The sequence below is a fragment of the Comamonas antarctica genome, assembly GCF_013363755.1.
GTDB lineage: Bacteria > Pseudomonadota > Gammaproteobacteria > Burkholderiales > Burkholderiaceae_C > Comamonas > Comamonas antarctica.
Window position 1 is genome coordinate 2,717,562 of sequence record NZ_CP054840.1, and the last position, 22,859, is coordinate 2,740,420.

General features: G+C 70.5%; 17 protein-coding genes. 8 read left to right on the forward strand and 9 right to left on the reverse strand.

Annotation, left to right across the window (positions count from 1 at the left end; translation table 11 throughout):
* The first annotated feature begins 36 nt into the window (after positions 1–36).
* From HUK68_RS12565 to HUK68_RS12580, 4 genes are read left to right on the forward strand one after another with little or no spacing between them, the layout of a single operon-like run.
* Positions 37–624 carry a TetR/AcrR family transcriptional regulator gene (locus HUK68_RS12565; protein WP_175504465.1) on the forward strand — a complete coding sequence of 196 codons (588 nt, stop codon included), beginning with the start codon at positions 37–39 and terminating at the stop codon, positions 622–624.
* Positions 617–2,365 (forward strand): MFS transporter, encoded by a 1,749-nt coding sequence (locus HUK68_RS12570; protein WP_244146163.1) that lies wholly within the window; start codon positions 617–619, stop codon positions 2,363–2,365. Before HUK68_RS12565 ends, HUK68_RS12570 begins: the two co-directional genes overlap by 8 nt.
* 46 nt (positions 2,366–2,411) lie before the next feature.
* Positions 2,412–3,584, forward strand: coding sequence for an HlyD family secretion protein (locus HUK68_RS12575; RefSeq protein ID WP_175504466.1), 1,173 nt, complete (start codon positions 2,412–2,414; stop codon positions 3,582–3,584).
* Positions 3,581–4,975, forward strand: coding sequence for an efflux transporter outer membrane subunit (locus HUK68_RS12580; RefSeq protein ID WP_175504467.1), 1,395 nt, complete (start codon positions 3,581–3,583; stop codon positions 4,973–4,975). The genes HUK68_RS12575 and HUK68_RS12580 overlap by 4 nt, the downstream gene beginning before the upstream one ends.
* A gap of 215 nt (positions 4,976–5,190) precedes the next feature.
* Here the strand turns inward: HUK68_RS12580 and HUK68_RS12585 are convergent, their stop codons facing one another.
* The 8 genes from HUK68_RS12585 to HUK68_RS12620 all read right to left on the reverse strand — a co-directional run bounded on the left by HUK68_RS12585 (position 5,191) and on the right by HUK68_RS12620 (position 14,234).
* A complete protein-coding gene (locus tag HUK68_RS12585; protein WP_175504468.1) occupies positions 5,191–5,787 on the reverse strand; it encodes an OmpW/AlkL family protein in 597 nt (198 codons plus the stop codon).
* 103 nt (positions 5,788–5,890) lie between these two features.
* On the reverse strand, positions 5,891–6,892 hold the full coding sequence (locus HUK68_RS12590) for a DUF808 domain-containing protein (RefSeq protein WP_175504469.1): 1,002 nt from the start codon (positions 6,890–6,892) through the stop codon (positions 5,891–5,893).
* A gap of 106 nt (positions 6,893–6,998) precedes the next feature.
* Entirely contained in the window at positions 6,999–7,787 is a 789-nt protein-coding gene (locus HUK68_RS12595) for a heme ABC transporter ATP-binding protein (protein ID WP_175504470.1), read from the reverse strand.
* Positions 7,788–7,789: 2 nt separating this feature from the next.
* Positions 7,790–8,824 (reverse strand): FecCD family ABC transporter permease, encoded by a 1,035-nt coding sequence (locus HUK68_RS12600; RefSeq protein WP_175504471.1) that lies wholly within the window; start codon positions 8,822–8,824, stop codon positions 7,790–7,792.
* 18 nt (positions 8,825–8,842) lie between these two features.
* Complete coding sequence (locus HUK68_RS12605) at positions 8,843–9,679, reverse strand: heme/hemin ABC transporter substrate-binding protein (RefSeq protein ID WP_175504472.1); 837 nt, start codon at positions 9,677–9,679, stop codon at positions 8,843–8,845.
* 66 nt (positions 9,680–9,745) lie between these two features.
* Positions 9,746–10,780: a hemin-degrading factor gene (locus HUK68_RS12610; RefSeq protein WP_175504473.1), complete on the reverse strand. Its 1,035-nt coding sequence runs from the start codon at positions 10,778–10,780 to the stop codon at positions 9,746–9,748.
* Between the two features lie 75 nt (positions 10,781–10,855).
* Positions 10,856–12,205, reverse strand: a complete 1,350-nt coding sequence (locus tag HUK68_RS12615; protein ID WP_175504474.1) for an HmuY family protein — start codon at positions 12,203–12,205, stop codon at positions 10,856–10,858.
* 19 nt (positions 12,206–12,224) lie between these two features.
* The gene (locus HUK68_RS12620) at positions 12,225–14,234 is read right to left on the reverse strand and encodes a TonB-dependent receptor plug domain-containing protein (RefSeq protein ID WP_244146164.1); all 2,010 of its coding nucleotides are present in this window, start codon (positions 14,232–14,234) and stop codon (positions 12,225–12,227) included.
* A gap of 189 nt (positions 14,235–14,423) precedes the next feature.
* Here HUK68_RS12620 and hutH point away from each other — a divergent pair, with 189 nt between their 5' ends.
* Genes hutH through HUK68_RS12640 form a run of 4 tightly spaced genes read left to right on the forward strand, consistent with a single transcriptional unit; the run spans position 14,424 to position 20,362 of the window.
* Positions 14,424–15,995: a histidine ammonia-lyase gene (gene hutH / locus HUK68_RS12625; RefSeq protein WP_175504476.1), complete on the forward strand. Its 1,572-nt coding sequence runs from the start codon at positions 14,424–14,426 to the stop codon at positions 15,993–15,995.
* Positions 15,992–17,704: a urocanate hydratase gene (hutU, locus tag HUK68_RS12630; protein ID WP_175504477.1), complete on the forward strand. Its 1,713-nt coding sequence runs from the start codon at positions 15,992–15,994 to the stop codon at positions 17,702–17,704. Before hutH ends, hutU begins: the two co-directional genes overlap by 4 nt.
* A 4-nt stretch (positions 17,705–17,708) precedes the next feature.
* The gene (hutI, locus tag HUK68_RS12635; protein WP_175504478.1) at positions 17,709–18,959 is read left to right on the forward strand and encodes an imidazolonepropionase; all 1,251 of its coding nucleotides are present in this window, start codon (positions 17,709–17,711) and stop codon (positions 18,957–18,959) included.
* Complete coding sequence (locus tag HUK68_RS12640; protein ID WP_175504479.1) at positions 18,956–20,362, forward strand: formimidoylglutamate deiminase; 1,407 nt, start codon at positions 18,956–18,958, stop codon at positions 20,360–20,362. The genes hutI and HUK68_RS12640 overlap by 4 nt, the downstream gene beginning before the upstream one ends.
* Here HUK68_RS12640 and HUK68_RS12645 read toward each other — a convergent pair.
* Positions 20,356–22,812: a TonB-dependent siderophore receptor gene (locus HUK68_RS12645; protein WP_175504480.1), complete on the reverse strand. Its 2,457-nt coding sequence runs from the start codon at positions 22,810–22,812 to the stop codon at positions 20,356–20,358. The genes HUK68_RS12640 and HUK68_RS12645 overlap by 7 nt on opposite strands.
* Positions 22,813–22,859: the final 47 nt, after the last annotated feature.

The window sequence follows — 22,859 nt, forward strand, 5'->3', positions numbered from 1 at the left end:
GCCGATAACGGACAATTTTGTCCGATAATAGCGCCCATGAAGCCTGCCGCCACCAAACGCCCCGATGCCGCCACACGGCGCGCGCAACTGCTTGACGCTGCCGATGCGGTGTTCATCACCCATGGCGTCAACGCACCGCTGGAACTGGTGGTGGAGCGCGCCGGTGTCGGCCGCGCCACGCTGTACCGGCAGTTTCCCGACCGCGAGGCGATCTTGCTGGCGCTGCTGGAGCGCTCGACCGAACTGCTGCAGGCCCAGGCGCTGGCGGTGCAGGAGCGCCCCGATGCGTTCTTCGCGCTGCTGGGCTATCTGTCCGAGCGCATCGTGCGCTCGCCCGCGCTCTCGGACTACTGGCGCAGCTCCAGCCTCGTCGATCCGCGCTTCGCGCAGGTGCGCAAGCGTGTCTGGAGCACGCTCGAGCCCGCGCTGGCCCAGGCCCAGCGCGCCGGGCTGGTGCGCGCCGAGGTGCAGGCCGATGACATCTCGCTGCTGATCGGCATGCTGGGCGCGGCGCTGCGCGGCACCAGCGACGCCGAACGCCGGCGCCTGGCGCGCCAGGCACTGGAGGTGATCCGCCGCGGCCTGCGGCCCGACGCTGCCACGGACGCCGCATCCCGTGGCTGAAACCGTCTACCTGCGCCGCCCTCCGGATTGGGAGGAGCACGAGAAACCGGCGCTGCCGGGCTCGCCCGCCATGCTCATGCACTCGCCCTTGGAGCGCGTCTGCTATGCGCTGGTCGCGATCCTGGTGGGCCTTACCGGCGGCCTGGGCAATGCGCTGTTCACGGTCAATCTCCCGACCATCCAGGGGCAGATGGGACTCACGCCGACCGAAGCCGCCTGGCTCACGGGCACCTACGTGACCTTCAGCATGACGGCCAACCTGCTGGTCTACAAGTTCCGCCAGCAGTACGGCATGCGCCTGTTCACCGAGATCAGCCTGGGTCTGTATGCGCTGCTGTGCCTGCTGCACCTGGTGCTGGGCAGCGCGCAGAGCCTGCTGTGGCTGCGCGGCGCGAGCGGCCTGGCCGCGGCTGCCTGCACCTCGCTGGCCACGCTCTACATGCTGCAGTCGATGCCGCGCGTCTACGTGCTGAAGATGCTGGTGATCGGGGTCGGCGTGAGCCAGCTGGCGACGCCGCTGGCCTGGCTGCTGTCGCCCCGCCTGCTCGACCACGGCCAGTGGCACAACCTCTATTGGTTCGAGGCCGGGTTGGCATTGATGTCGTTTGCCGCGGTGGTGCTGCTCAAGCTGCCCGCGGGCATGCAGTTCAAGGCCTTCGAGAAGCGCGATTTCATCAGCATCGGGCTGCTGGTGCCGGGCATCGGGCTGCTGGTCGCGGTGCTGGTGCAGGGCACGACGCGCTGGTGGTTCAACGCGCCCGAGCTGGCCTGGATGCTGATCGGCGCGATGCTGCTGCTGGGCGCGGGGCTTTATTTCGAGCACCACCGCAGCAACCCGCTGCTGCACACGCGCTGGTTCACGCAGGGCGCGACCATCCGTTTCGTGATCGGCGCCATCGTGCTGCGCTTTCTCACCACGGAGCAGAGCTATGGCGTGGTCGGCATGATGCGCACGCTGGGCATGGCGCCCGACCAGATGCAGCCGCTGTTCGGCGTGATCCTGGCGGGCATGGTGCTGGGCATGCTGCTGTCGGCGCTGAGCTTCGATCTCGAGCACGCGGGCAAGCAACTGCTCGCGGCGCTGGTGCTGCTGGGCGTCGCCACCTGGCTTGACTTCGGCCGCACCAGCCTCGACCGGCCCGCGGACTTCTTCCTGAGCCAGTTCCTGCTGGCCGTCGGCTCCGGCATCTTCATGGGACCGCTGATGCTGCAGGGCATCGTGCAGGGCCTGAAGAACGGCCCCAGCCACATGCTCACGGCCATCATCACCATCTCCATGACCCAGGCGCTGGGCGGCATTGCCGGCTCGGCGCTGCTGGGCACCTACCAGATCCACCGCGCGCAGGTCTACTCGGTGGCGCTGACGCAGCAGATCAACCCGGCCGACCCGCAGGTCGCGCAGCGGCTGCAATTGCAGCAGCAGGCGCTGGCCGGCCAGATCACCGACCCCGCGCTGCGCGCCGCGCAGGCCGCGGCCCAGCTGGGCCAGGTGGTGCGCCGCGAGGCGCAGGTGCGCGCCTGGAACGACGTGTTCCGCGTGGTGGCGATGGTGGCGTTTGCCTATCTGGCCTGGTCGCTGTTCGAGGCCGCGCGCGCGCGCCGCGCCAGCCGCCTCGAGGCGGTGCGCAATGCCCAGCGCACGGCCGACACCACGCCCGAAGTCGGCACCGACGGCGCCACCGAGCCCGAACCCGAGGCCGACGACGAGGCGCCGGCGCGCCCACCCGCCACCACCGGCTGAACCACCGCTTCCCCCGCTTTCCGCTCCACCATAAAGATCCAACACCATGAGCGCTCCCGCCACTCCCACTCCAACACCCGCAGCTCCTGCCGCCCCCGCACCAGCCGCCGCGGCACCGGCCGCCGCGGCACCGGCCGCCGCGGCACCGGCCGCCGACCCCTCGCCCACGCCCAAGAAGGAGCGCCCTTCGCTGCGCAGCGCGCTGCTGATGGCGGCGCTGGGCGCGGTGGGCATCGTGCTGGTGCTGCGCGCCTGGAATGTCGGCCCGTTCGAGACCAGCGACATCTCGACCGACAACGCCTATGTGCGCGGCCAGGTCACGGTGCTCGCGCCCCAGGTCAACGGCTATGTGACCGAAGTGCTGGTGCATGACTACGAGCATGTGAAGACCGGCCAGCCGCTGGTGCGCATCGATACCCGCAGCTATGCCGCGGCGCTGGCCCAGGCCCAGGCGCAGCTCGCCAGTGCGCGCGCGCAACTGGCCAACTCCACGCAGACCCAGTCGCAGAACCAGGCCGGCATGCAGGTGCGCGAGGCCACGCTGGCCGCCGCGCGCGCCGAGTCCGAGCGTGCGCGCGCCGAGCTGCAGCGCGTCGAGGACCTGGCCGCGCGCGGCTCGGTCTCGCTCAACGAGCGCGACAAGGTGCGCGCCACCGCGCGCCTGGCCGCGGCCAATGTCGAGAAGGCCCAGGCCGACATTGCCATCGGCCGCGAAGGCATCAAGGCCACCACCGTCAACCGCGGCGCGCTCGAGGCCGCGGTGCAGATGGCCGAGGCCCAGGTGCGCCAGGCGCAGATCAACCTGGACAACACCACGGTGCACGCACCCAGCGACGGCCAGGCCAGCGAGGTGTCGGTGCGCCAGGGCCAGTACGTGGCCGCGGGCAGCCAACTGCTGTATGTGGTGCCGGCGCAGCTGTGGGTCGTGGCCAACTTCAAGGAAACCCAGACCGCGCGGGTGCGCATCGGCCAGCCCGCGCGCTTCACCGTCGACGGCCTCGACGGCGCGGCATTCACCGGCAAGGTGCTGGAGATCGCGCCGGCCACGGGCTCGGAGTTCAGCGTGCTCAAGGCCGACAACGCCACCGGCAACTTCACCAAGGTCGTGCAGCGCCTGCCGGTGAAGATCGCCATCGACCCGGACCAGCCGCTGGCCGCGCGCCTGCGCCCGGGCATGTCGGTGATCGCGCATGTCGACACCGCGGGAGCCCAGCCATGAAGCGCGTGCATTGCGGCGCATCGGCGCTGCTGGCGGCGGCGCTGCTCTCAGGCTGCGCGGCACTGGCGCCCAACCCTCCGGTTCAGGTCGCGCCGCTGGAGTTGCCCGCGCAGTGGAGCACGCCTGCGGCAACGGCGGCCGTCGACACGGACGCCGCGAAGATTGCCGCCGACTGGTGGACCCAGCTTGGCGATCCCGAACTCGACCGCCTGGTGGCGCTGGCGCTGGCGCAGAACAATGACCTGCAGACCGCGCTGGCACGCGTGCGCGAAGCCCAGGCGCAGCTCGACGCCGCGGGCGCGGCCGGCACGCCCCAGCTCAACGCCACGCTGGGCGCGCAGTCCGGGCGCAGCCTGGGCGCGTTCGGTCCCACGCACACGCGCTCGGTGCAGCCCGGCCTGCAAGCCAGCTGGGAGCTCGATGTCTGGGGCCGGCTGGCGCAGCTGAACCAGGCCGCGGACGCGCGCCTGCAGGCCAGCCAGGCCGACCGCGATGCGGTCGCGCTCAACGTCGCCGCGACCACGGTGCAGGCCTATGTCGGCTTGCGCGCGCTCGAAGCGCAACTGGCCATCAGCGAGTCCACGGTCACGGCGCGCCAGCAGGCGCTGGACCTGGCGCTGGACCAGGTGCGCGTGGGCTATATCTCGCAGCTGCAGCAGACCCAGGCGCGCGCCGAGCTGGCTTCGGTGCAGCAGCAGGTGGAGCAGCTGCGCGCGCAGATCGACCGGCAGCGCAACACGCTGCACCTGCTGCTGGGCCAGGCCGGCGGCGCGCTGCCCGCGCCCGGCATGCGCCTGCAGGCGCTGCAACTGCCGCCCGTGCCCGCAAGCCTGCCCTCGCAACTGCTCGAGCGCCGCCCCGACATCGCGCGCGCCGCCGCGCTGCTGGCCGCGAGCGACCACCAGCTGCAGGCCCAGCGCGCGGCCTTCCTGCCGCAGGTGAACCTGAGCGCCAGCGTCGGCAGCCTGTTGGTCAATGCGCTTTCATACAACCCGCTCACGGTCTGGAACCTGGGCGGCAGCCTGCTCGCGCCGCTGTTCGATGCGGGCCGGCTGCAGGCCCAGGCCGATGCGGCCAGCGCCCAGCGCGACCAGGCCGCGCTGGCCTACCGCGGCGCGGTGCTGTCGGCGTTTGCCGATACCGAGAACGCGCTGACCGGCACGGCTCGCCTGGCCGAACAGACGCGCTTCGCGGTCGAGCGCCGCGATGTGCTCCAGCAAAGCCTGGTCTATGCGCATGACCGCTACCAGGCCGGCTATGCCAGCTACCTCGAGGAACTCGATGCGCAGCGCAATCTGTTTTCCGCCGAACTGGAGGTGGTGCGGCTGCACCAGGCCGAATTGGACAACCGGGTGCAGTTGTACAAGGCGCTCGGGGGCGGCTGGAGGTAAGCCTGCTTAGAGGCGCTAACTCGACCCGGCAAATCGAAGATTTGCGGTAGGTGCGAGGCGCGGCCGGCGAGGCGCGGTCGGCGAGGCGCGGCCGGCTAGGTGTGGCCGGCGAGGCGTGGCCGGCTAGGTGCGGCCGGCTAGGCGCGTTGCCGCAGGCAGTGCGAATAGCACGACAAGGCAACGCGACGACGCAGCAAGGGTGGTGTTGGCGACTCTTAGAACCGGTATCCGAGACCGACGCCGACGAGCACCGGGTCGACCTTGAAGTTGCCCTGGTTCACGCCGCCGACATAGACGTCGGCGTTCAGGTAGAGCTTCTTCACGTCGAAGTTCAGCGACCACTGCTTGTTCAGCGGAATGTCGAAGCCGACCTGCAGCGCGCCGCCAAAGCTGTTGCGCTGCACATCGGCCGCGCCGTTCAGCAGGCTCACGCTGGAAAAGCGCGTGTAGTTGATGCCCGCGCCGACATAGGGCTTGAAGCCGCCGAACTGCGTGAAGTGGTACTGCAGCAGCAGGCTGGGCGGCAGGTGCTTGAGCGTGCCCAGGTAGCCGGCGACGCTGGAGGTCACGTCCTGCTTCTGCGGCACCGTGAGCACCAGTTCGGCGGCGATGTTCGGCGTGAAGAAATAGCTGATGTCGATTTCGGCCAGCGTCTTGTTGTTGATCGACAGGCCCAGGCCGGTGTTGTCCTTGTTGGCGCTGTCGAGGTGCACAGCGCGCGCGCGCACGAGCCAGGGGCCTTCGGTCTGGGCCATGGCGGAGCCCGAAGTCAGGGCACAGAGGGCGGCGGCGGCAAGGAGAGTCTTCTTCATGGTGTGGCAATGGTTTCAACGGGGACGACCCCCGTGAAAACCATTGGACACGGGGACGCACCCCCGGGTTTTGCCCTAGCGCAAGAAACCCGCAGACTGCCGCTCAGTGCGCCGCCGCTTCCTGGCCGCGCAGGCGCTGCACCAGGTTCACCACCGCCAGCACCGCGCTGCCCACCAGCGCGCCCACGGCCACATGCACCAGGTGCGGCAGCACGAAGCGCCACAGCCCGGCCGCGGGCCAGCCGGCCATGGCCGCCAGCGCCGATTCGAGCGGATGCTCGATGAAGGGCATGCCGTGCACCAGCAGGCTGCCGCCGACCAGGAACATCGCGGCGGTGCCGACGATCGACAGCGTGCGCATCAGCCAGGGCGTGGCCTGCAGGATGCCGCGGCCCAGCGACCGGGCCGCCGCGCCGCGGCGCGCCATCAGCGCCAGCCCCACATCGTCGAGCCGCACGATCAGCGCGACGATGCCATACACCACCGCGGTGACCAGCACCGCCACCACGGCCAGCACCGCGGCCTGCTCGATCAGCGGCTCGGATGCCACCGTGCCGAGCGCGATCGCAATGATTTCCGCCGACAGGATGAAGTCGGTGCGGATCGCGCCCTTGACCTTGGATTTCTCCAGCGCCTGCAGCGCTTGCGGCGTCAGCGCGGGCTTGGGCTTGGCAGCCGCCTTCACCGGCGCCTTGCGCGTGGCGCGCTCCTGGCGCTTGTGCCAGGAGTGCACGATCTTCTCGACGCCCTCGTAGCACAGGAACGCGCCGCCCAGCATCAGCAGCGGCACGATGGCCCAGGGCAGGAACACGCTGATCAGCAGCGCCGCGGGCACCAGGATCACCTTGTTGAGCAGCGAACCCTTGGCCACGGCCCACACCACGGCCAGCTCGCGGTCCGAATGCACGCCCGAGACCTGCTCGGCATTGAGCGCCAGGTCGTCGCCCAGCACCCCGGCCGTCTTCTGCGTGGCCACCTTGGTCATCGTCACCACGTCATCGGCCATGCTGGTCGACTGGCGCGCCGCGGTCTTGGCCATCAGCGCGATGTCGTCAAGCAAGGCAGTGATGTCGTCGATGAGCAGCAGCAAGCCAGTGGCAGCCATACGCGGTTTCCTTCGTGAGTCCTGATACCGCAGCCATTGTGCCTGCGCCACCCGCGCGCGCGCGGCCTGCGCCTGTCGGATAACGCCGCGTGCGCTGCGCCGGCTTTCAGACGCCGAATACCACCAGCGGCGCGTGCGCATGCAGCGGATGCGGCAGCACGCTCACCGGCAGCTCGTAGACCTGCTGCAGCGCCTGCGGCGTCAGCACCTCGGCGGGCGTGCCCTGGGCCACGCTGCGCCCGCGCGCGAGCAGCAGCAGCCGGTCGCACCACTGCGCCGCGAGATTGACATCGTGCAGCACCACCAGCGCGGCAATGCCTTCGGCGCGCGCCAGCGCCTGCACGGTGCGCAGCAGCAGCAGCTGGTGGCGCGGATCGAGGCTCGAAGTCGGCTCGTCGAGCAGCAGCGCGCGGTATTGCTGCGCCTGGCGCGCGCCCAGCACCTGCGCCAGCACACGCGCGAACTGCACGCGCTGCTGCTCGCCGCCGGACAGGCCCAGGTAGCGCCGGTCGGCCAGCGCGCAGGCATCGGCCTCGCGCAGCGCGCGCCGCAGCAAGGCTTCATGCGCGTCGGGCGCAATCTCCGGAAAGGGATAAGCGCCCATGGCCACGACATCGTGCACCGACAGGTCGAAGCCCAGGCTGGGCGACTGCGGCAGCACCGCGCGCCGGCGCGCCAGCTCGGCCGGAGTCCAGCCCGACAGCGCGCGGCCGTCCAGTTCCAGCCGGCCTTCGCTGGCCGGGAGTTCGCCGGCCAGCGTCGACAGCAAGGTGGTCTTGCCCGCGCCGTTCGCGCCCAGCACGCCCAGCACTTCGCCGGGACGCATTTCAAGATCGATGCCGCCCAGGATCTGGCGGCTGCCGCGGCGGCAGCCGAGTTGATGCGCAGACAGCATGTTCAGCCCCCTCTCCTCGACAGCATCCACAAAAGGAACGGGCCGCCGACCAGGCTCGTGACGATGCCGATCGGCAGCTCCGCGGGAATCACCGCCAGCCGCGCCAGCCAGTCGGCCAGCGTGAGCGCGATGGCCCCGCCCGCCAGGCAGTTGGGCAGCAGCCAGCGGTGGTCGGCGCCCAGCGGCAGGCGGATCAGATGCGGCACGACCAGCCCGACGAAGCCGATGGTGCCGGTCACCGCGACCAGCGGCCCGACCAGCAGCGCCGTGAGCACCACCAGCCGGCGGCGCAGGCGCTTGAGATCGAAACCCAGGTGCTGCGCCTCGCGCTCGCCCAGCAGCAACGCATTCATCGCGCGCCATTCGCGCAGCAGCAGCGCGCTCAGCACCGCCACCAGCGGCGCGAGCCAGGCCAGCATTTGCCAGTTGGCGCCCGCCAGGCTGCCCATGTTCCAGAACGTCAGGTTGCGCAGCTGCACATCGCTGGCCTGGAAGGTGAAGAAGCCGACGACGCTCGCGCACAGCGCATTGATGGCCACGCCCGCCAGCAGCAGGTTGGCCATGCCCGGGCGCCGGCTGCCGAGCCGGTAGACCAGCGCGGTGGCCGCGAGGCTGCCCGCGAACGCGGCCGACGCGATGCCGGCCATGCCCACCGCGCCCAGCACGATGGCCGCGACCGCGCCCATGGCGCCGCCCAGCGAGATGCCCATCAGGCCCGGCTCGGCCAGCGGATTGCGGAACAGCGCCTGCATGACCGCGCCGGCCAGCGCCAGCCCGCCGCCGACCACGATGGCCAGCGCGATGCGCGGCAGCCGCACTTCGAGCAGGATGCCGCGCCACATCAGCGCCTCGTCGTCGGTCGGGACCGCCCACAGCACGGGCAGCAGCTGCGTGCGCGGGATGTGCAGCGCGCCGCTGCCGGCCGAGCCGAGCGCGAGCAGCAGCAGCAGGATGCACAGCGCGGCCAGCACGGCCGCGGGGCCGGCGCGCCGGCGCGCGCGCACGGCGGCAAGGGGCGAAGCGGCGGCGGGCGGCATGGAACTGCGCGCGCCCACTCAGCGCGCGCCGCCGGCCTTGGCCGCGATGCCGGCCTGCAGCTGGCGCAGCGCCTCGGGCAGGCGCGGGCCGAAGCCCAGCAGCAGCAGGTCTTCCATCACCACCACGCGCCGGCCCTTGGCCGCGGGCGTCGCGCCCAGGCCGGGCTGGGCCAGGAAGGCCTCGACGCTGCCGCTGGACTCCACCGACAGGGTGCTGGTGACGATCACGTCGGGGCGCAGCGCAACTGCCGCCTCGGCCGACAGCGGCTTGTAGCCCTGCTGGCTGGCCAGCACGTTGGTGGCGCCGATGAGCTGGAGCATGGCTGCCGCGGCGGTGTCGCCGCCCGCGCCCTGCAGCTTGCCGGTGTGGCTGCTGACCAGCAGCACGCGCGGCTTGGAGCCATTGGCCGGCAGCGCCTTGAGTTCGGCGTGGATCCTGCGCACCAGCGCCGCGCCGCGCGCTTCGATCTCGAGCGCGCGGGCCACGCCCATGATGCGCTGGTCCAGCGCCTCGAGGCTGGGATCGGAGGGCAGCAGCACCACCGGGCTGCCCAGCTTGCGCAGTTGCTCGAGCGCCTGCGGCGGGCCGCTCTGGTCGGAGGCCAGCACCAGATCGGGCTTGAGGCTGGCCACGCCTTCGATGGAGAATGAACGGTAATAGCCGACCTTGGGCAGCTGCTGCGCCGCGGGCGGGTAGATGCTGGACGCATCGGCGCCGACCAGGCGGTCGCCGGCGCCCAGCGCATAGACGATTTCCGTGACCGGCCCGCCCAGGCCGACGACACGCGCCGGGGCGGCGTGCGCAAGAGAGGCGCTGCCCAGAAGCAGGAGCAGCGCGGCGCGAAGGATTTTCATGGTGACCGGGATTCGTTGCGGGATACCGGGGGCCGCGGCGGGCCCCCGTTCAAGCCGGGCCTGGGATCAGGCCGCCAGCGGCTGCGCGCTCAGCGACAGCAGCAGTTCGCGCCAGGCGCCGATCTCGGGCTGGCCGGGTTTGCGCGCGCCGAAGAACTGCACGATCAGCTCGCCTTCGGCGCTGTACAGTTCGAGCGAAGTGACCCAGCCGTCGCTGGTCGGCTTGCTCACGACCCAGCTCGAGGCCACGGCTTCGGTGTTCAGGTGCAGGTTGAAGCTTTCATCGAGCACATTGAACCAGGGTCCGGTGCGCAGCAGCTTCTTCACCGGGCCGGTATGGATCTGCACGATGCCGCGGTTGGCGACGAAGCACATGATGGGCAGTGCGGTTTCGGCGGCGCGGGTCAGCATGCGCTCGACGCCATCGGCCTCGACCTGCTGGGCCAGGTCCTCGCCCGCGGCGCGCAGCGCGCCCAGGCGCGAGACCTTGAACTGGCGCAGCATGGTGAAGAAGTCATGCGTGTCCTTGAGTGCGAGCCAGTGGGCGCGCAGCGCGGCCGCATCCGACGGGGTGTCGGACTCCACGGCGGCAACCACCGGCTCGATGACCACTTCGGGCTTTTGCGCCGCGGCAAAGCGCGCGACGAACGCGTCCCAGGCCGGGCCATCGGTGTGCTCGGTGCGGTAGATCTTGTGCACCGCCTGGCCGGCCTTGTCGAAGAACTGCAGGCTCTGGCGGCCGTTCTCGGTCACGGCATAGAAGTACTTCCAGCTGCCGAAGAACAGGCGCAGGTCGATGTCGGGACCAAGCACGATGCCGACCGGGCCCTTGGCCTCGATGCCGGTATAGCTGCCATGGCGTTCATGCACGGCGAAGTCGTTGCGCGACAGCGCCATGACCGGGCCCAGCACGCCCAGCGCGCTGACGATCTCCTGCGCGTTGCCGGCCAGCGCCGTCGAGCTCAGGCCGCAGTCGGCGGCGACCAGTTCGGCCTCGGTCGCGCCCAGGCGCAGTGCGCGCTCGCGGATGCGCAGCTTGGGTTCATCTTGCTGCAGTTGCGCGTTGCGCGATTGCAGGCTTTCTTCGGTTGGAGCAGCCATGGCGGGATCTTTGTTCGGTGGAATGGGAAAAAGCCCGGCGGCGGGCTTGCCGCCGGGGCGTGGGCGCGAGCGCGCTCAGGGCTGGACGTCGAAGTTGATGGTCCAGGTCTGCTGGCTGCTGTTGACGTTGGGATCGGCGTAGCTGATCCTGGTCAGGTGGAAACGTGCGTAGGTCGTGCCCTCGCCGCCGCGCAGCAGGCTGGCGTTGTCGCTGTTGGCCTTGATCAGATGGGCCACCGCCGGCAGGCCGGCAGCGCTGGCAGCCGTTGCGGTCGGGTAGTAGCTGAACCAGCCGTAGTTCAGCGGGTTGGGGTAGCTGCCGGTGTAGGCGGCCTGCAGCTTGGAGCCGGTCGTGTCCTTGACCCAGCGCGCGGCCGTGGCGGGCAGCGCCAGGTCGGAGCCGCCCAGGTCGGCGGCGGTCGCCGTGAGGTTGGAGGTCGCGGTGAATTGCGCCGCGATCGGCTTGCCGGCGGTGTCATAGAAGCCGGCCGGGGTCTTGCCCAGGAAGCCGGCCACCTTGCCGCTGCCCGATTCGCCGCCATTGAGCTTGACGTTGTAGCGGTTGAAGGCAATGTGCCAGGTGCCGCTGGCCGACGACACCGCGCCCGCCGCGAGATCGTAGTAGACCCAGTCGCTGCCGCTGGCGTTGACGCTGGCCGTGCGCACGACCGTCGGGGCGCTGCGGTCCACCCACCGGAACGATGGATAACCCGAAGTCGTGCCGCCCGCGCCGCCGTAGTAGCCCGTGAGCTGCAGCGCGAACACCGGCGCGGCCAGCGTGCCGGCGGTGCTGGCGCTGGTGCTGTCGGTGGTGATCAGGAAGGTGCGGAAATTCGGATACAGCAGATGGTCGGTGCTGCCGCCGACACCGTACTCAAACGCGGCCGAGGCAATCGAGTTGCTGGAGCTGAACACGCCGCTGGCGGCATCGACGGCAAACGCCGTGGCGGGAATCGCGCCGGACACGGGATCGGTCGTGCCGTTCTTCCAGGCCGACAGCTCGGTCCAGGTATGGTCGAACGGGCCGCCGAACGCGCCGCCCTTGCCCGTGCCGCTGGTGCCGCTGTTGGTCCAGAAGGTGGCTGTCATGCCCGCGCTCTTGACCTTCAGGTCCCATGCGGTGCCGGTGCAGTCGGGCACTTCGGCCTTGGCGTTGAAGTCATAGCAGACCGACGTGCCGGATGCGGGCAGCACCAGGTTCCACTCCGCGGTCTGCGTGAAGCCGGCTCCGGGCGTGGGCGTGGGCGTGGGATCGGGGGTGGTGGGCGTGGTAGGCGTGGTCGGGGTGGTAGGCGTCGTTGGCGTAGTCGGCGTTGTCGGCGTGGTGGCTGCATCGTCGCCGCCGCCGCCGCAGGCGGTCAGTGCGAGGGCCACGGCCAGGGCCAGGGCGGACTTGCCAAAGGCAGAGGAAGGGAAGTGGATCATTGCGGTTTCTTTCTGGGGTTTAAGGAGCGGCGTCCAGGCTGATGCGGGCGCCGACGTAGAGGAAGCCCCCTGCCACGGGCCCGAAATCACTGGCGTTGGAAAAGTCGCGCTGGCGGTTGGTGAGGTTCTTCACGCCGAGGAAGGCCGTGACGTCGCGGCCGATCTTCTGGTTGAGAACGAAGTCCAGCGTGGCCCAGCCGGGCGAGCGCGCCGGACTGGTGGAAGCCGCGAGCTCGCTGCTCTGGTAGCGCGCGCGCACCGACAGTTCGGTGGCCGGCTGCAGTTGCCAGTCGAGGCCCAGGCGCGCGATGCTGCGCGGGCGGCGCGTGAGTTCGGTGCCGGTGTCGAGGTCCTGGCTGTCGGTATAGGTGTAGCCGGCATTGAACGCCAGCGCGCTGCTGGCCTGCCAGCGCGCGCCGGTCTCCAGGCCCTGGGTGCGGGCCTGCGCGACGTTGCGGTAGGTGTAGCGCGCGATGCCGTTGACGACCGTGAAGTTGTCCATGTCGGTCTGGATCAGGTCGCGCACGCGGTTGTAGAACAGGTTGGCGTTGAGCGTGAGGCGCTCGTTCCAGGTGGCCGTGCCGCCGAACTGGAAGCTGTTCGACGACTCGGGCTTGAGGTTGGGATTGCCCAGCACCACATAGCCCAGCGCGCTGTGGTCGAACAGGTAGTGGCGTTCCTTGAGATTGGGCACGCGGTAGCCCTGGCCGAAGTTGGCGCGCAGCACCGACTTCCAGGCAGCGCCGGTCGGCAGGTTGGCGCGCAGGCCGATCTTGGGCGCGTAGTGCGTGCCGAAGTCCGAATCGTCCTGGGCGCGCAGGCCCAGCACCATCTCCCAGGTGTCGTTGAACAGGATGTCGTTCTGCACGAACAGCTCGTTGGCGGTGCGCTCGGCGTTGCCGGCGACCTCGGACACGCCGTTGGCGGTCTGGCGCAGGCGCTCGCGGTGCACGTCGGCGCCGAACTGCCACAACTGGCGCTGCCACGCCGGCATGTCGAACTGCAGCGACACATGCTCGGTGCGCAGCGCCGCCGCGCGCGTCGCGGTGGGCACGGCATTCGAGTACTCCTGCGAGCGGCTGTCGTAGTCCTCGGTCACGCCGGCCAGGCGCGCCTTGACGCCGTTGCCGAAGCGCCATTGGCCGCCATAGGTGAAGCGGTCGCGCGTGATGTCCTCGGTCTTGCGCTGGGGCACGAAGCTGGGCGGCGCGAAGTATTCGTACTGCTGCGTGTCGGTCTCGAGATAGCGGCTCGCGTCGACCCAGAAGTGGCCGGCGGGCGTGGGCAGCCATTCGAGGCGGCCGCTGTACTGCTCGCGGCGGATGGCATCGCCCTGATGGGTCCAGGCATCGGGATCCACCGCAAAGCCTTTGTTGTCGAGCACGTCGGCGGCCACGCTGGCGCGCCACTTCTCGCCGCCGCCGCTCACGCGCAGATTGCCATGCGCGGCGCCCGGGCTGCCGACGTTCTGCGCACCATAGGTGCCGGCATCCGCCGTGCCCGCGGCCGACCAGCCCGGCGCGATGCGCCGCGTGATCACGTTGATCACACCGCCCATGGCCGAGCTGCCGTACTGCGCCGAGCTCGCGCCCTTGACCACCTCGATGCGGTCGACCTCGGTCAGCAGGTACTGCGACACATCGACCGACGAACCCGTGCTCGCCGAAATCGGCAGCCCGTCGATGAGCACCAGCACCTGGTCGCTGGTCATGCCCTGCATCGACACCGCGAAGCCCGACTTGCCGTGGATTTCGGTGAGCTGCAGGCCGGGCACGTTCTCCAGCGCGTCCTTGAGCGTACGCGCCTGGGTGCGCTGGATCTCGCGCTGGTCGACGACTTCGGTCGGCACCGGCGTTTCATCGAGCGTCTTTTCCGAGCGCGTGCCGGTCACGACGATGGTGTTCAGGGCTTCAGCCACCTGCGCATGTACCGCCGTGGTCGCCAGCAAGGGAAGAAGCAGCAGGCCGGCCTGCAAGGCAGGAGCGCGGCGACCGGGCGAACGGCGAGGCGGTGAAGGCAGGGAAAACACGTGGGGAGGTCCAGAAGGCGAAAGAGGTAACGAATAATAATGATTCGCATTAGTTTTACAACCTTTGTTGCAAAACTCTGACAGCAAGGCCGGCTTTTCCGTTACATCAGCGGCAGCGCCTGCGGCAGTCATGCGATCTGCGCGTTTGACTGGCAAGAAACGCGGGCCGCGCCGCGTTAGCGTGCGCTGATGGCTTGCTCCAACCCGCCTCCATCGCGCCTTGCGCTGCATCCCGGCCAGGTCGACCTGGGCCTGCTGCGCCGCGTGCATGCGGGCGGCGTGCAGCTGCAACTGGACCCCGCCAGCCTGGGCGCCATGCAGGCATCGCAGGCGGTGGTGCAGCGCATCGTCGATGAAGACCAGGTCGTGTACGGCATCAACACCGGCTTCGGCAAGCTCGCCAGCACGCGCATTGCGCGCGACCGGCTGGGCGCGCTGCAGCGCAACCTGGTGCTGTCACACAGCGCCGGCACAGGCGCGCTGCTCGATGACGGCGTGGTGCGCCTGGTGCTTGCCACCAAGGCCGTGAGCCTGGCGCGCGGCCATTCGGGGGTCGATCCAGCCATTGCCCAGGCCTTGCTGGACCTGGCCAACGCCGGGGTGCTGCCCGCCATTCCCGCGCAAGGCTCGGTCGGTGCGTCCGGCGATCTAGCGCCGCTGGCGCACCTGGCCTGCGTGCTGATCGGCGAAGGCCAGGCGCGTGCCGGCGGCCGGCTGATGGGCGGCCGCGAAGCCATGCAGGCCATCGGCCGCAAGCCCTTCGTGCTGGGCCCCAAGGAAGGGCTGGCGCTGCTCAACGGCACGCAGGTCTCCACGGCGCTGGCGCTGGCCGGGCTGCTGGGCGCCGAGCGGCTGCTGGCGGCGGCGCTGGTCGCGGGCGCGCTGTCGCTCGAAGCCATGCGCGGCTCGGTCAATCCCTTCGATGCGCGCATCCATGCCGCGCGCGGCCAGCCCGGGCAGATCGCCGTGGCCGCGGCGCTGCGCGCGCTGCTCGAAGGCAGCGCCATCGCCGGCTCGCACCCGCACTGCGGCCGCGTGCAGGACCCGTACTCGCTGCGCTGCATGCCGCAGGTCATGGGCGCCTGCCTCGACAACCTGCGGCATGCGGCGCAGGTGCTGGTCACCGAGGCCAACGCGGCGTCGGACAACCCGCTGGTGTTCGACGGCGGCGACGTGGTCTCGGGCGGCAACTTCCACGCCGAACCCGTGGCCTTCGCCGCCGACATCCTGGCGCTGGCCATTGCCGAGATCGGCGCCATGTCCGAGCGCCGCACCGCGCTGCTGCTCGACACCCATCTGTCGGGCCTGCCGGCCTTTCTGGTGCGCGACAGCGGCCTGCACTCGGGCTTCATGATCGCCCAGGTCACGGCCGCGGCGCTGGCGTCGGAGAACAAATCGCTGGCCCACCCGGCCAGCGTCGACAGCCTGCCGACCTCGGCCAACCAGGAGGACCATGTGTCGATGGCCACCTTTGGCGCGCGCCGCCTGGGCGCCATGCTCGACAACACCGCCGTGGTGGTCGGCATCGAAGCCGCGGCCGCGGCCCAGGGCATGGAGTTCGACCGCAGCCTGAAGTCCTCGCCGCTGCTCGAGCAGCAGTTCGCGGCCGTGCGCGCGCGCGTCGCCTTTCTCGAGCGCGACCGCTGCCTGGCGCCCGATATCGAGGCCATGCGCGAGTGGGCGCAGCGCAGCGACTGGCCTGCGGCGCTCGCCCAATGCCTGCCCAGCCATGCATCCGCAATGAAAGGATCCGCCCCATGAAAGAGCTTGCAGGCTTGCCTGCCGCCGGCCACCGGCACGACCCTGCGCGCGTGGTGCGCGCGCCGCGCGGCGCACCGCTGAGCTGCCGCAACTGGCAGATCGAAGCCGCCTACCGCCTGCTGCAGAACAACCTCGACGCCCAGGTTGCCGAGCGCCCCGAAGACCTGGTGGTCTACGGCGGCATCGGCCGCGCCGCGCGCAACTGGGAGTGCTATGACCAGATCCTGGCCTCGCTGCGCAGGCTCGAAGCCGACCAGACGCTGCTGGTGCAGTCGGGCAAGCCGGTGGGCGTGTTCCGCACGCACCAGAACGCGCCGCGCGTGCTGCTGGCCAACTCCAATCTGGTGCCGCGCTGGGCGACGTGGGAACACTTCCACGCGCTGGACCGCAAGGGCTTGATGATGTTCGGCCAGATGACGGCCGGCAGCTGGATCTACATCGGCGCGCAGGGCATCGTGCAGGGCACCTTCGAGACCTTTGCCGAAGCCGGCCGACAGCATTACGGCGGCGATCTCACCGGCCGCTGGATCCTCACCGCGGGCCTGGGCGGCATGGGCGGCGCGCAGCCGCTGGCCGGCGTGCTCGCCGGCGCCTGCGTGCTGGCCGTCGAATGCCAGCAAAGCCGCATCGACATGCGCCTGCGCACGCGCTACGTGGACCAGCAGGCACGCGATCTCGACCATGCGCTGGCGCTGGTCGCGCAGCGCACCGCGCAGGGCAAGGCCGCCTCGGTGGCGCTGTGCGGCAATGCCGCCGAGATCTACCCCGAACTGGTGCGCCGCGCCCGGGCCGGCGGCATCCGCCCAGATCTCGTCACCGACCAGACCTCGGCGCACGACCTGGTGCACGGCTACCTGCCCGCGGGCTGGAACGTGGCGCAGTGGCGCGCCGCGGCCGACGACCCGGCCGAGCACGCGCGCCTCGTGGACGCGGCCGCGCACAGCTGTGCCGCGCAGGTGCGCGCGATGCTCGACTTCCACGCGATGGGCATTCCCACCGTCGACTACGGCAACAACCTCCGCCAGGTGGCGCGCGATGCCGGCGTGCAAAACGCGTTTGACTTTCCCGGCTTCGTGCCGGCCTACATCCGGCCGCTGTTCTGCGCGGGCAAGGGGCCGTTTCGCTGGGTCGCGCTGTCGGGCGATCCCGAGGACATCTACCGCACCGACGCGCGCATCAAGCAGCTGTTTCCCGAAGACCTGCACACCCACCGCTGGCTCGACATGGCGCGCGAACGCATTGCCTTCCAGGGCCTGCCGGCGCGCATCTGCTGGCTTGGCCTGGGCGAGCGCCACCGCGCGGCGCTGGCCTTCAATGCGATGGTGCAAAGCGGCGCGCTCAGGGCGCCCATCGCCATAGGCCGCGACCACCTCGACGGCGGCTCGGTGGCCAGCCCGAACCGCGAAACCGAAGCCATGCTCGATGGCAGCGATGCCGTCTCGGACTGGCCGCTGCTCAATGCGCTGCTCAACACCGCCAGCGGCGCCACCTGGGTCAGCCTGCACCACGGCGGCGGCGTGGGCATGGGCTACTCCCAGCACGCGGGCATGGTGGCCGTGGCCGACGGCACGCCCGAGGCCGCACAGCGCCTGGAACGCGTGCTCTGGAACGACCCGGCCAGCGCCGTCATGCGCCATGCCGATGCCGGCTATCCCGAAGCCCAGGCCTGTGCCCGCCGCCATGGGCTGGACCTGCCCATGCAGCGCTGAGGCCATGCAGCATTCCCCTGCCCTCGCCGCGCTGCCCTCGGCCGACGGTTGCTGGCAGCCGGTCGCGCTCGCGCCCTGGCTGTGCGCGCCCGATGTGCCCGTGGGCGCCGGCGAACCCGCCTGCATTGCGGTCGAGCACGGCCGCATTGCCTGGGTCGGCCCGCGGGCCGCCCTGCCGACAGCGTTCGCCCATCTGCCGCGGCAGCGCGGCGAGGGCCGGCTGGCCACGCCGGGCCTGGTCGATTGCCACACCCACCTGGTCTATGGCGGCGAGCGCTCCCATGAATTCGCGCTGCGGCTGGCCGGCGCGAGCTACGAGGAGATCGCGCGCGCGGGCGGCGGCATCCTGGCCACGGTCAGCGCGACGCGCGCTGCCAGCGAGGACGAATTGCTGGCGCAGGCGCTGCCGCGGCTGCAGCAACTGCTGGCCGAGGGCGTGTGCGCCATCGAGATCAAGTCGGGCTATGGCCTGGATCTCGCGCACGAACGAAGGCAGCTGCGCGTCGCCCGGCAGCTGGGTGCGCACTGCGGCGTGACGGTGCGCACCAGCTTTCTCGGCGCCCACGCGCTGCCACCCGAGTACGCGGGCCGCAGCCAGGCGTACATCGATCGGGTCTGCAACGAGATGCTGCCGGCGCTGGCCGCCGAAGGCCTGGTCGACGCGGTCGATGCGTATTGCGAGCGCATCGCGTTCTCGCTTGCCGAAACCGAGCAGGTGTTCCTCGCGGCGCGGCACCTCGGCCTGCCGGTCAAGCTGCATGCCGAGCAGTTGTCCAACATGGAGGGCGCGGCGCTGGCGGCGCGCCATGGCGCGCTGTCTTGCGACCACATCAAGCATCTGTTCACGCAGGGCATTGCCGCCATGCGTGCCGCGGGCACGGTGGCGGTGCTGCTGCCGGGCGCGTTCCACACGCTGCGCGACACGCAGCGCCCGCCGATCGCGGCGCTGCGCGCGGCCGGCGTGCCCATGGCCGTGGCCACCGACCACAATCCCGGCACCTCGCCCTGCCTGAGCCTGCTGCTGATGGCGAACATGGCATGCACCTTGTTTGGCTTGACGGTGCCCGAAGCGCTGGCCGGCATCACGCGCCATGCGGCGCGCGCGCTGGGCCTGCAGCACACGCATGGGTTGCTGGCCGCGGGCCGGCCCGCGGACTTCGTGCTCTGGCCGGTGCAGCATGCGGCCGAACTGCCCTACTGGCTGGGCCACAAGCCGTCCTGCGGCATCGTGCGCCAGGGGCGCATTGCCGCATGAATGCCGCGGCGGCGCCGGTGCGCGCGCTGTGGGCCGAGGACGCGCTGCTGCCCGAGGGCTGGGCGCGCGCTGTGCTGCTGCAGTGGGATGCGGCCGGGCAGCTGACGCAGGTCGGCCGCGGCCTGCCCGCGCCCCCGGGGGTGGCGCGCGCGGCCGGGCCGCTGCTGCCCGGCATGCCCAACCTGCACTCGCATGCGTTCCAGCGCGCATTGGCGGGCCTGGCCGAATTCCGCGGTGCGCAGGCGGACAGCTTCTGGAGCTGGCGCGAGCGCATGTATGCGTTTGCCACCCGCATCACGCCCGAGGCGCTCGAAGCGATTGCCACCTGGCTCTATCTCGAGATGCTCGAGGCCGGCTACACCTCGGTGTGCGAGTTCCACTACCTGCACCACGGCATCGGCGGCAAACCCTATGCCGACGACGCCACGCTGAGCCTGGCGCTGCTGCGGACCGCCGCCCGCGTGGGCATAGGCATCACGCTGCTGCCCGTGCTCTATCAGACCGGCAATTTCGGCGCGCCGCCCCTGCCCGAACAGGCGCGTTTCCTGCGCAGCACCGACGACCTGCTGGCCCTGCTGCAGCGGCTCGCTCCCATCGCCCGGGCCCAGGGCGCGGCGCTGGGCCTGGCGCCGCACTCGCTGCGCGCCGTGCCGCGCGAAAGTCTGCGCGCGGGCGTCGCGGGGCTGCATGCCCTGCTGCCGCACGCGCCGGTGCATATCCACATCGCCGAGCAGGTTCGCGAGGTGCGCGATTGCCTCGCCTGGAGCGGCCAGACACCGGTGCAATGGCTGCTGGACCACGCGCCCGTCGATGCGCGCTGGTGCCTGGTGCATGCGACCCACATGACACCCGGGGAATCTGCGGGCGCGGCGCGCAGCGGCGCGGTGGCGGGGCTGTGCCCCAGCACCGAGGCCAATCTGGGCGACGGCATCTTCGATCTGCCGCAATGGCGCGCGCACGGCGGCCGCTGGGGCATTGGCTCGGACAGCCAGGTCTGCGTCAATGCCGCCGAGGAACTGATGCTGCTCGAATACAGCCAGCGCCTGCAACGCGGCGAACGCAATGTGCTGGGCACCGACGCGCAACCACAGGTCGCCACCGCGATGCTGCTGCAGGCCGTGGCCGGCGGCGCCCGGGCCTGCGGCCGGCCGGTGGCCGGTCTGTGTGCCGGCCAGCAGGCGGATTTCGTGGTGCTCGATGCGCGCCATGTCGCGCTGTGCGGATTGCCCGCCGAAAGCGCGTTGGCCGGCCATGTGTTTGCGAGCCAGCGCAGCTCGGCCGTGCACGCGGTGTGGGTGGCCGGCAAGCCGCGCGTGCAATCCGGCGGCCACGCGCTGCGCGCCGGCGCGCAGGCGGCGTTCGTGCACGCGCGCCGCGAGCTGCTCGGGGGCGCGGCTCAATAGTCGTAGCGCACGCCCAGGTTCACGCTGCGCGGCGCACCCCAGGTGTAGAACAGGCCCGCGGCGCTGAAGTTGGTCATGCCGGCCAGGTATTTCCTGTCGGTCGCGTTGTTGACGTTGATGCTGAACGACAGATTGCGGTCGACCTGGTAGCGCGCCATCAGATCGAGCAGCGCATAGCCCTCCTGCGCCAGCGTGGCCGCCGCATTGCTGACCGAGGTCTTGCCCTGCCAGCGCGTGGCCGCGCCCACCGTCAGGCCCGACAGCGCGCCTTGCTGGAAGCGGTAGGTCGTGCCCAGCTTCAGCTGGTATTCGGGATAGGCGGTGGCGCCGTTCAGCGAGCTGTTTTGCTGCACCACGCTGCCCTGCGCCTGCCAGCCGCGCGCCAGTTCGCCCGACATTTCCAGCTCCCAGCCATGCCGCGTGGCCGAGGACACGGCGCGGTAGGCGGTGTCGCCACCCGGCGTCAGGCCGCCGGTTTCCTCGCCGGTGTTGCGCGTCTTCATCCAGTACAGCGCCAGGCTTGCATTGAGACGCCTGTCGAGAAACTCGCCCTTGGCGCCGAGCTCGAAGGTATTGCCTTTTTCCGGCGGCAGCGCCGTGCCCTGCTCGGTCTGGCTGGTCTGCGGCTGGAAGATATTGGCATAGCTGCCATACAGCGAGACATTCCGGTTCAGTTCATAGACCAGCCCGGCATAGGGCGTGAGCACGCCGCTTTCCTTCATGTCGGAGTTCCACCAGTAGGGCGTGGTGTCGAGCTCCTCGAACGTGGTCACGCGCAGCCCGGCAATGAGCTGCAGCGGATCGCCGAGCTGGAAGCGGCCCGCCGCATAGACATAGCGCTGCTTCTGGTTGAAGCTGTTGTCGCCCCAGTTGAGATTGCCGTAGTCGGGCTCGCGCAAGGCCGCGCCGCCCTGGGCGAAGCGCACGCCCAGGTCGGCCAGCGGCACCAGCGACAGCGGGTTGAGCGGCAGCTTGGCGGAACCGCTGAAGCGCGAGATGCCCGCTCCCGCCAGCAGCTCATGGGTGCGGCCCCACAGCGTGAACGGGCCATGGACGTCCAGGTTCACGCTCCAGTTGTCGTTGTTCATGTCGGCCCAGCGGCCAAAGCTGGCGCGGTCCTGGTCGTAGAAATAGCCGGCCTTCATGTCGTCCATGGTGGCGCGCTGGTGCGAGAACTTGAGCTCGGCCTTCCAGTCGTGGGCCAGGCGCTGCTCCAGGCTGCCGAACAGATTGAGCGTTTCCTGCTCGTAGCCGCCCCAGGGCGCACCGGCGTTGAACGAGCGCGGCATCCAGGGCACTTCGGCGCCTGCACGGGTGTAGCGCTGGATCGGCTGGGTGGTGCCGATGCCGCTGGCCTCGCGCTGCCGGTACGTCATGCCGACATTGAGCTGGGTGTCGGGCGACAGATCGGCCTCGAGCGCGCCAAACAGCATCTGGCTGTTGCTTTTCTCGTAGTCGCGAAAGCTCCCCGCATCCATGGCCGATGCCACCAGGCGGCCGCGCAGCGTGCCGGCCTCGTTGAGCGGGCCGCTGATGTCGGCCTGGGCGCGGTACGTATCCCAGCTGCCGGCACTGGCGCGCGCGCTGGCCTGGAACTCGCGCGTCGGCCGCTTGCGGATCATGTTGACGGTCGCGCCGTAGTTGCCCTTGCCGACCACCAGGCCGGACGAGCCCTTGAGCACCTCGATGCGGTCGATCTCCGCCATGTCGTCAAGCGAGAACAGCGTGCTGGTGAGGTAGTACCAGCCGCTGCTGACCTGCGCCATGCCGTCGGTCTGCAGGTTGACGCTGGTGCCGCGCGCCTGGAAATCGGTGGCATTGCCCTGGCGGTACACGGCGATGCCCGGCGTCTGCTCCATCACGTCGGCCAGCGTCTCGAGCTTGAAGTCATCCATGCGCTGGCGCGTCATCACGCTCACCGACTGCGGCGTCTCGCGCAGCGTGAGGCTCAGGCCGGTGGCGGTGCGCGTCGGGCCGGTCTGGGTATAGCTGCCCGTGCCCTCGGTCGTGCCGTCGCGGTTGGCCTGGGCGGTCACGGTGACGGTGCCCAGCGCCGCGGTTTCACCGGCGGCGGGCGCGGCCTTGATGATGAAGCCGCGGCCTTCGGGCACGGCGATGAGGCCCGTGCCCGCGAGCAGTTGGTCGAGCGCCTGGCGCGTCGTGACGCCGGCGCTGAAGGTGCGCGCGGTCTTGCCGGCCACCAGCGCCGGCGCGAAGCCGATGGGCGTGCCCGTGGCCGCGGACAGTTCGCCAAGCGCCGCGCCCAGCGGCTGCGACGAGGCGGTGGGGACGCCGGCGGCAGGCGTTCCGACGCCCGGCGTTCCGACGCCCGGCGCCCCGGCGTTGCCGCTGGCAGCGGGCTGGGCCGCAGCCAGCAAGGGAGTGGCCAGCGCAAGCGCTGCGGCAAGGGCAATCGGGGCGGGAGGAAAAAGAGGCTGCATGGCGCGCATGGAGAAAACTTCCGGCAGGTAATCAATGAAAATACGAATCACTACCG

Coding starts and splice junctions, on each gene's coding strand:
- hutU (WP_175504477.1), top strand. CDS start 15,992: ATGAAAGAGCTTGCAGGCTTGCCTGCCGCCGGCCACCGGCACGACCCT.
- HUK68_RS12640 (WP_175504479.1), top strand. CDS start 18,956: ATGAATGCCGCGGCGGCGCCGGTGCGCGCGCTGTGGGCCGAGGACGCG.
- HUK68_RS12605 (WP_175504472.1), bottom strand. CDS start 9,679: ATGAAAATCCTTCGCGCCGCGCTGCTCCTGCTTCTGGGCAGCGCCTCT.
- HUK68_RS12600 (WP_175504471.1), bottom strand. CDS start 8,824: ATGCCGCCCGCCGCCGCTTCGCCCCTTGCCGCCGTGCGCGCGCGCCGG.
- HUK68_RS12580 (WP_175504467.1), top strand. CDS start 3,581: ATGAAGCGCGTGCATTGCGGCGCATCGGCGCTGCTGGCGGCGGCGCTG.
- HUK68_RS12575 (WP_175504466.1), top strand. CDS start 2,412: ATGAGCGCTCCCGCCACTCCCACTCCAACACCCGCAGCTCCTGCCGCC.
- HUK68_RS12590 (WP_175504469.1), bottom strand. CDS start 6,892: ATGGCTGCCACTGGCTTGCTGCTGCTCATCGACGACATCACTGCCTTG.
- hutH (WP_175504476.1), top strand. CDS start 14,424: ATGGCTTGCTCCAACCCGCCTCCATCGCGCCTTGCGCTGCATCCCGGC.
- HUK68_RS12565 (WP_175504465.1), top strand. CDS start 37: ATGAAGCCTGCCGCCACCAAACGCCCCGATGCCGCCACACGGCGCGCG.
- HUK68_RS12585 (WP_175504468.1), bottom strand. CDS start 5,787: ATGAAGAAGACTCTCCTTGCCGCCGCCGCCCTCTGTGCCCTGACTTCG.
- HUK68_RS12610 (WP_175504473.1), bottom strand. CDS start 10,780: ATGGCTGCTCCAACCGAAGAAAGCCTGCAATCGCGCAACGCGCAACTG.
- HUK68_RS12595 (WP_175504470.1), bottom strand. CDS start 7,787: ATGCTGTCTGCGCATCAACTCGGCTGCCGCCGCGGCAGCCGCCAGATC.
- HUK68_RS12615 (WP_175504474.1), bottom strand. CDS start 12,205: ATGATCCACTTCCCTTCCTCTGCCTTTGGCAAGTCCGCCCTGGCCCTG.
- HUK68_RS12645 (WP_175504480.1), bottom strand. CDS start 22,812: ATGCGCGCCATGCAGCCTCTTTTTCCTCCCGCCCCGATTGCCCTTGCC.
- hutI (WP_175504478.1), top strand. CDS start 17,709: ATGCAGCATTCCCCTGCCCTCGCCGCGCTGCCCTCGGCCGACGGTTGC.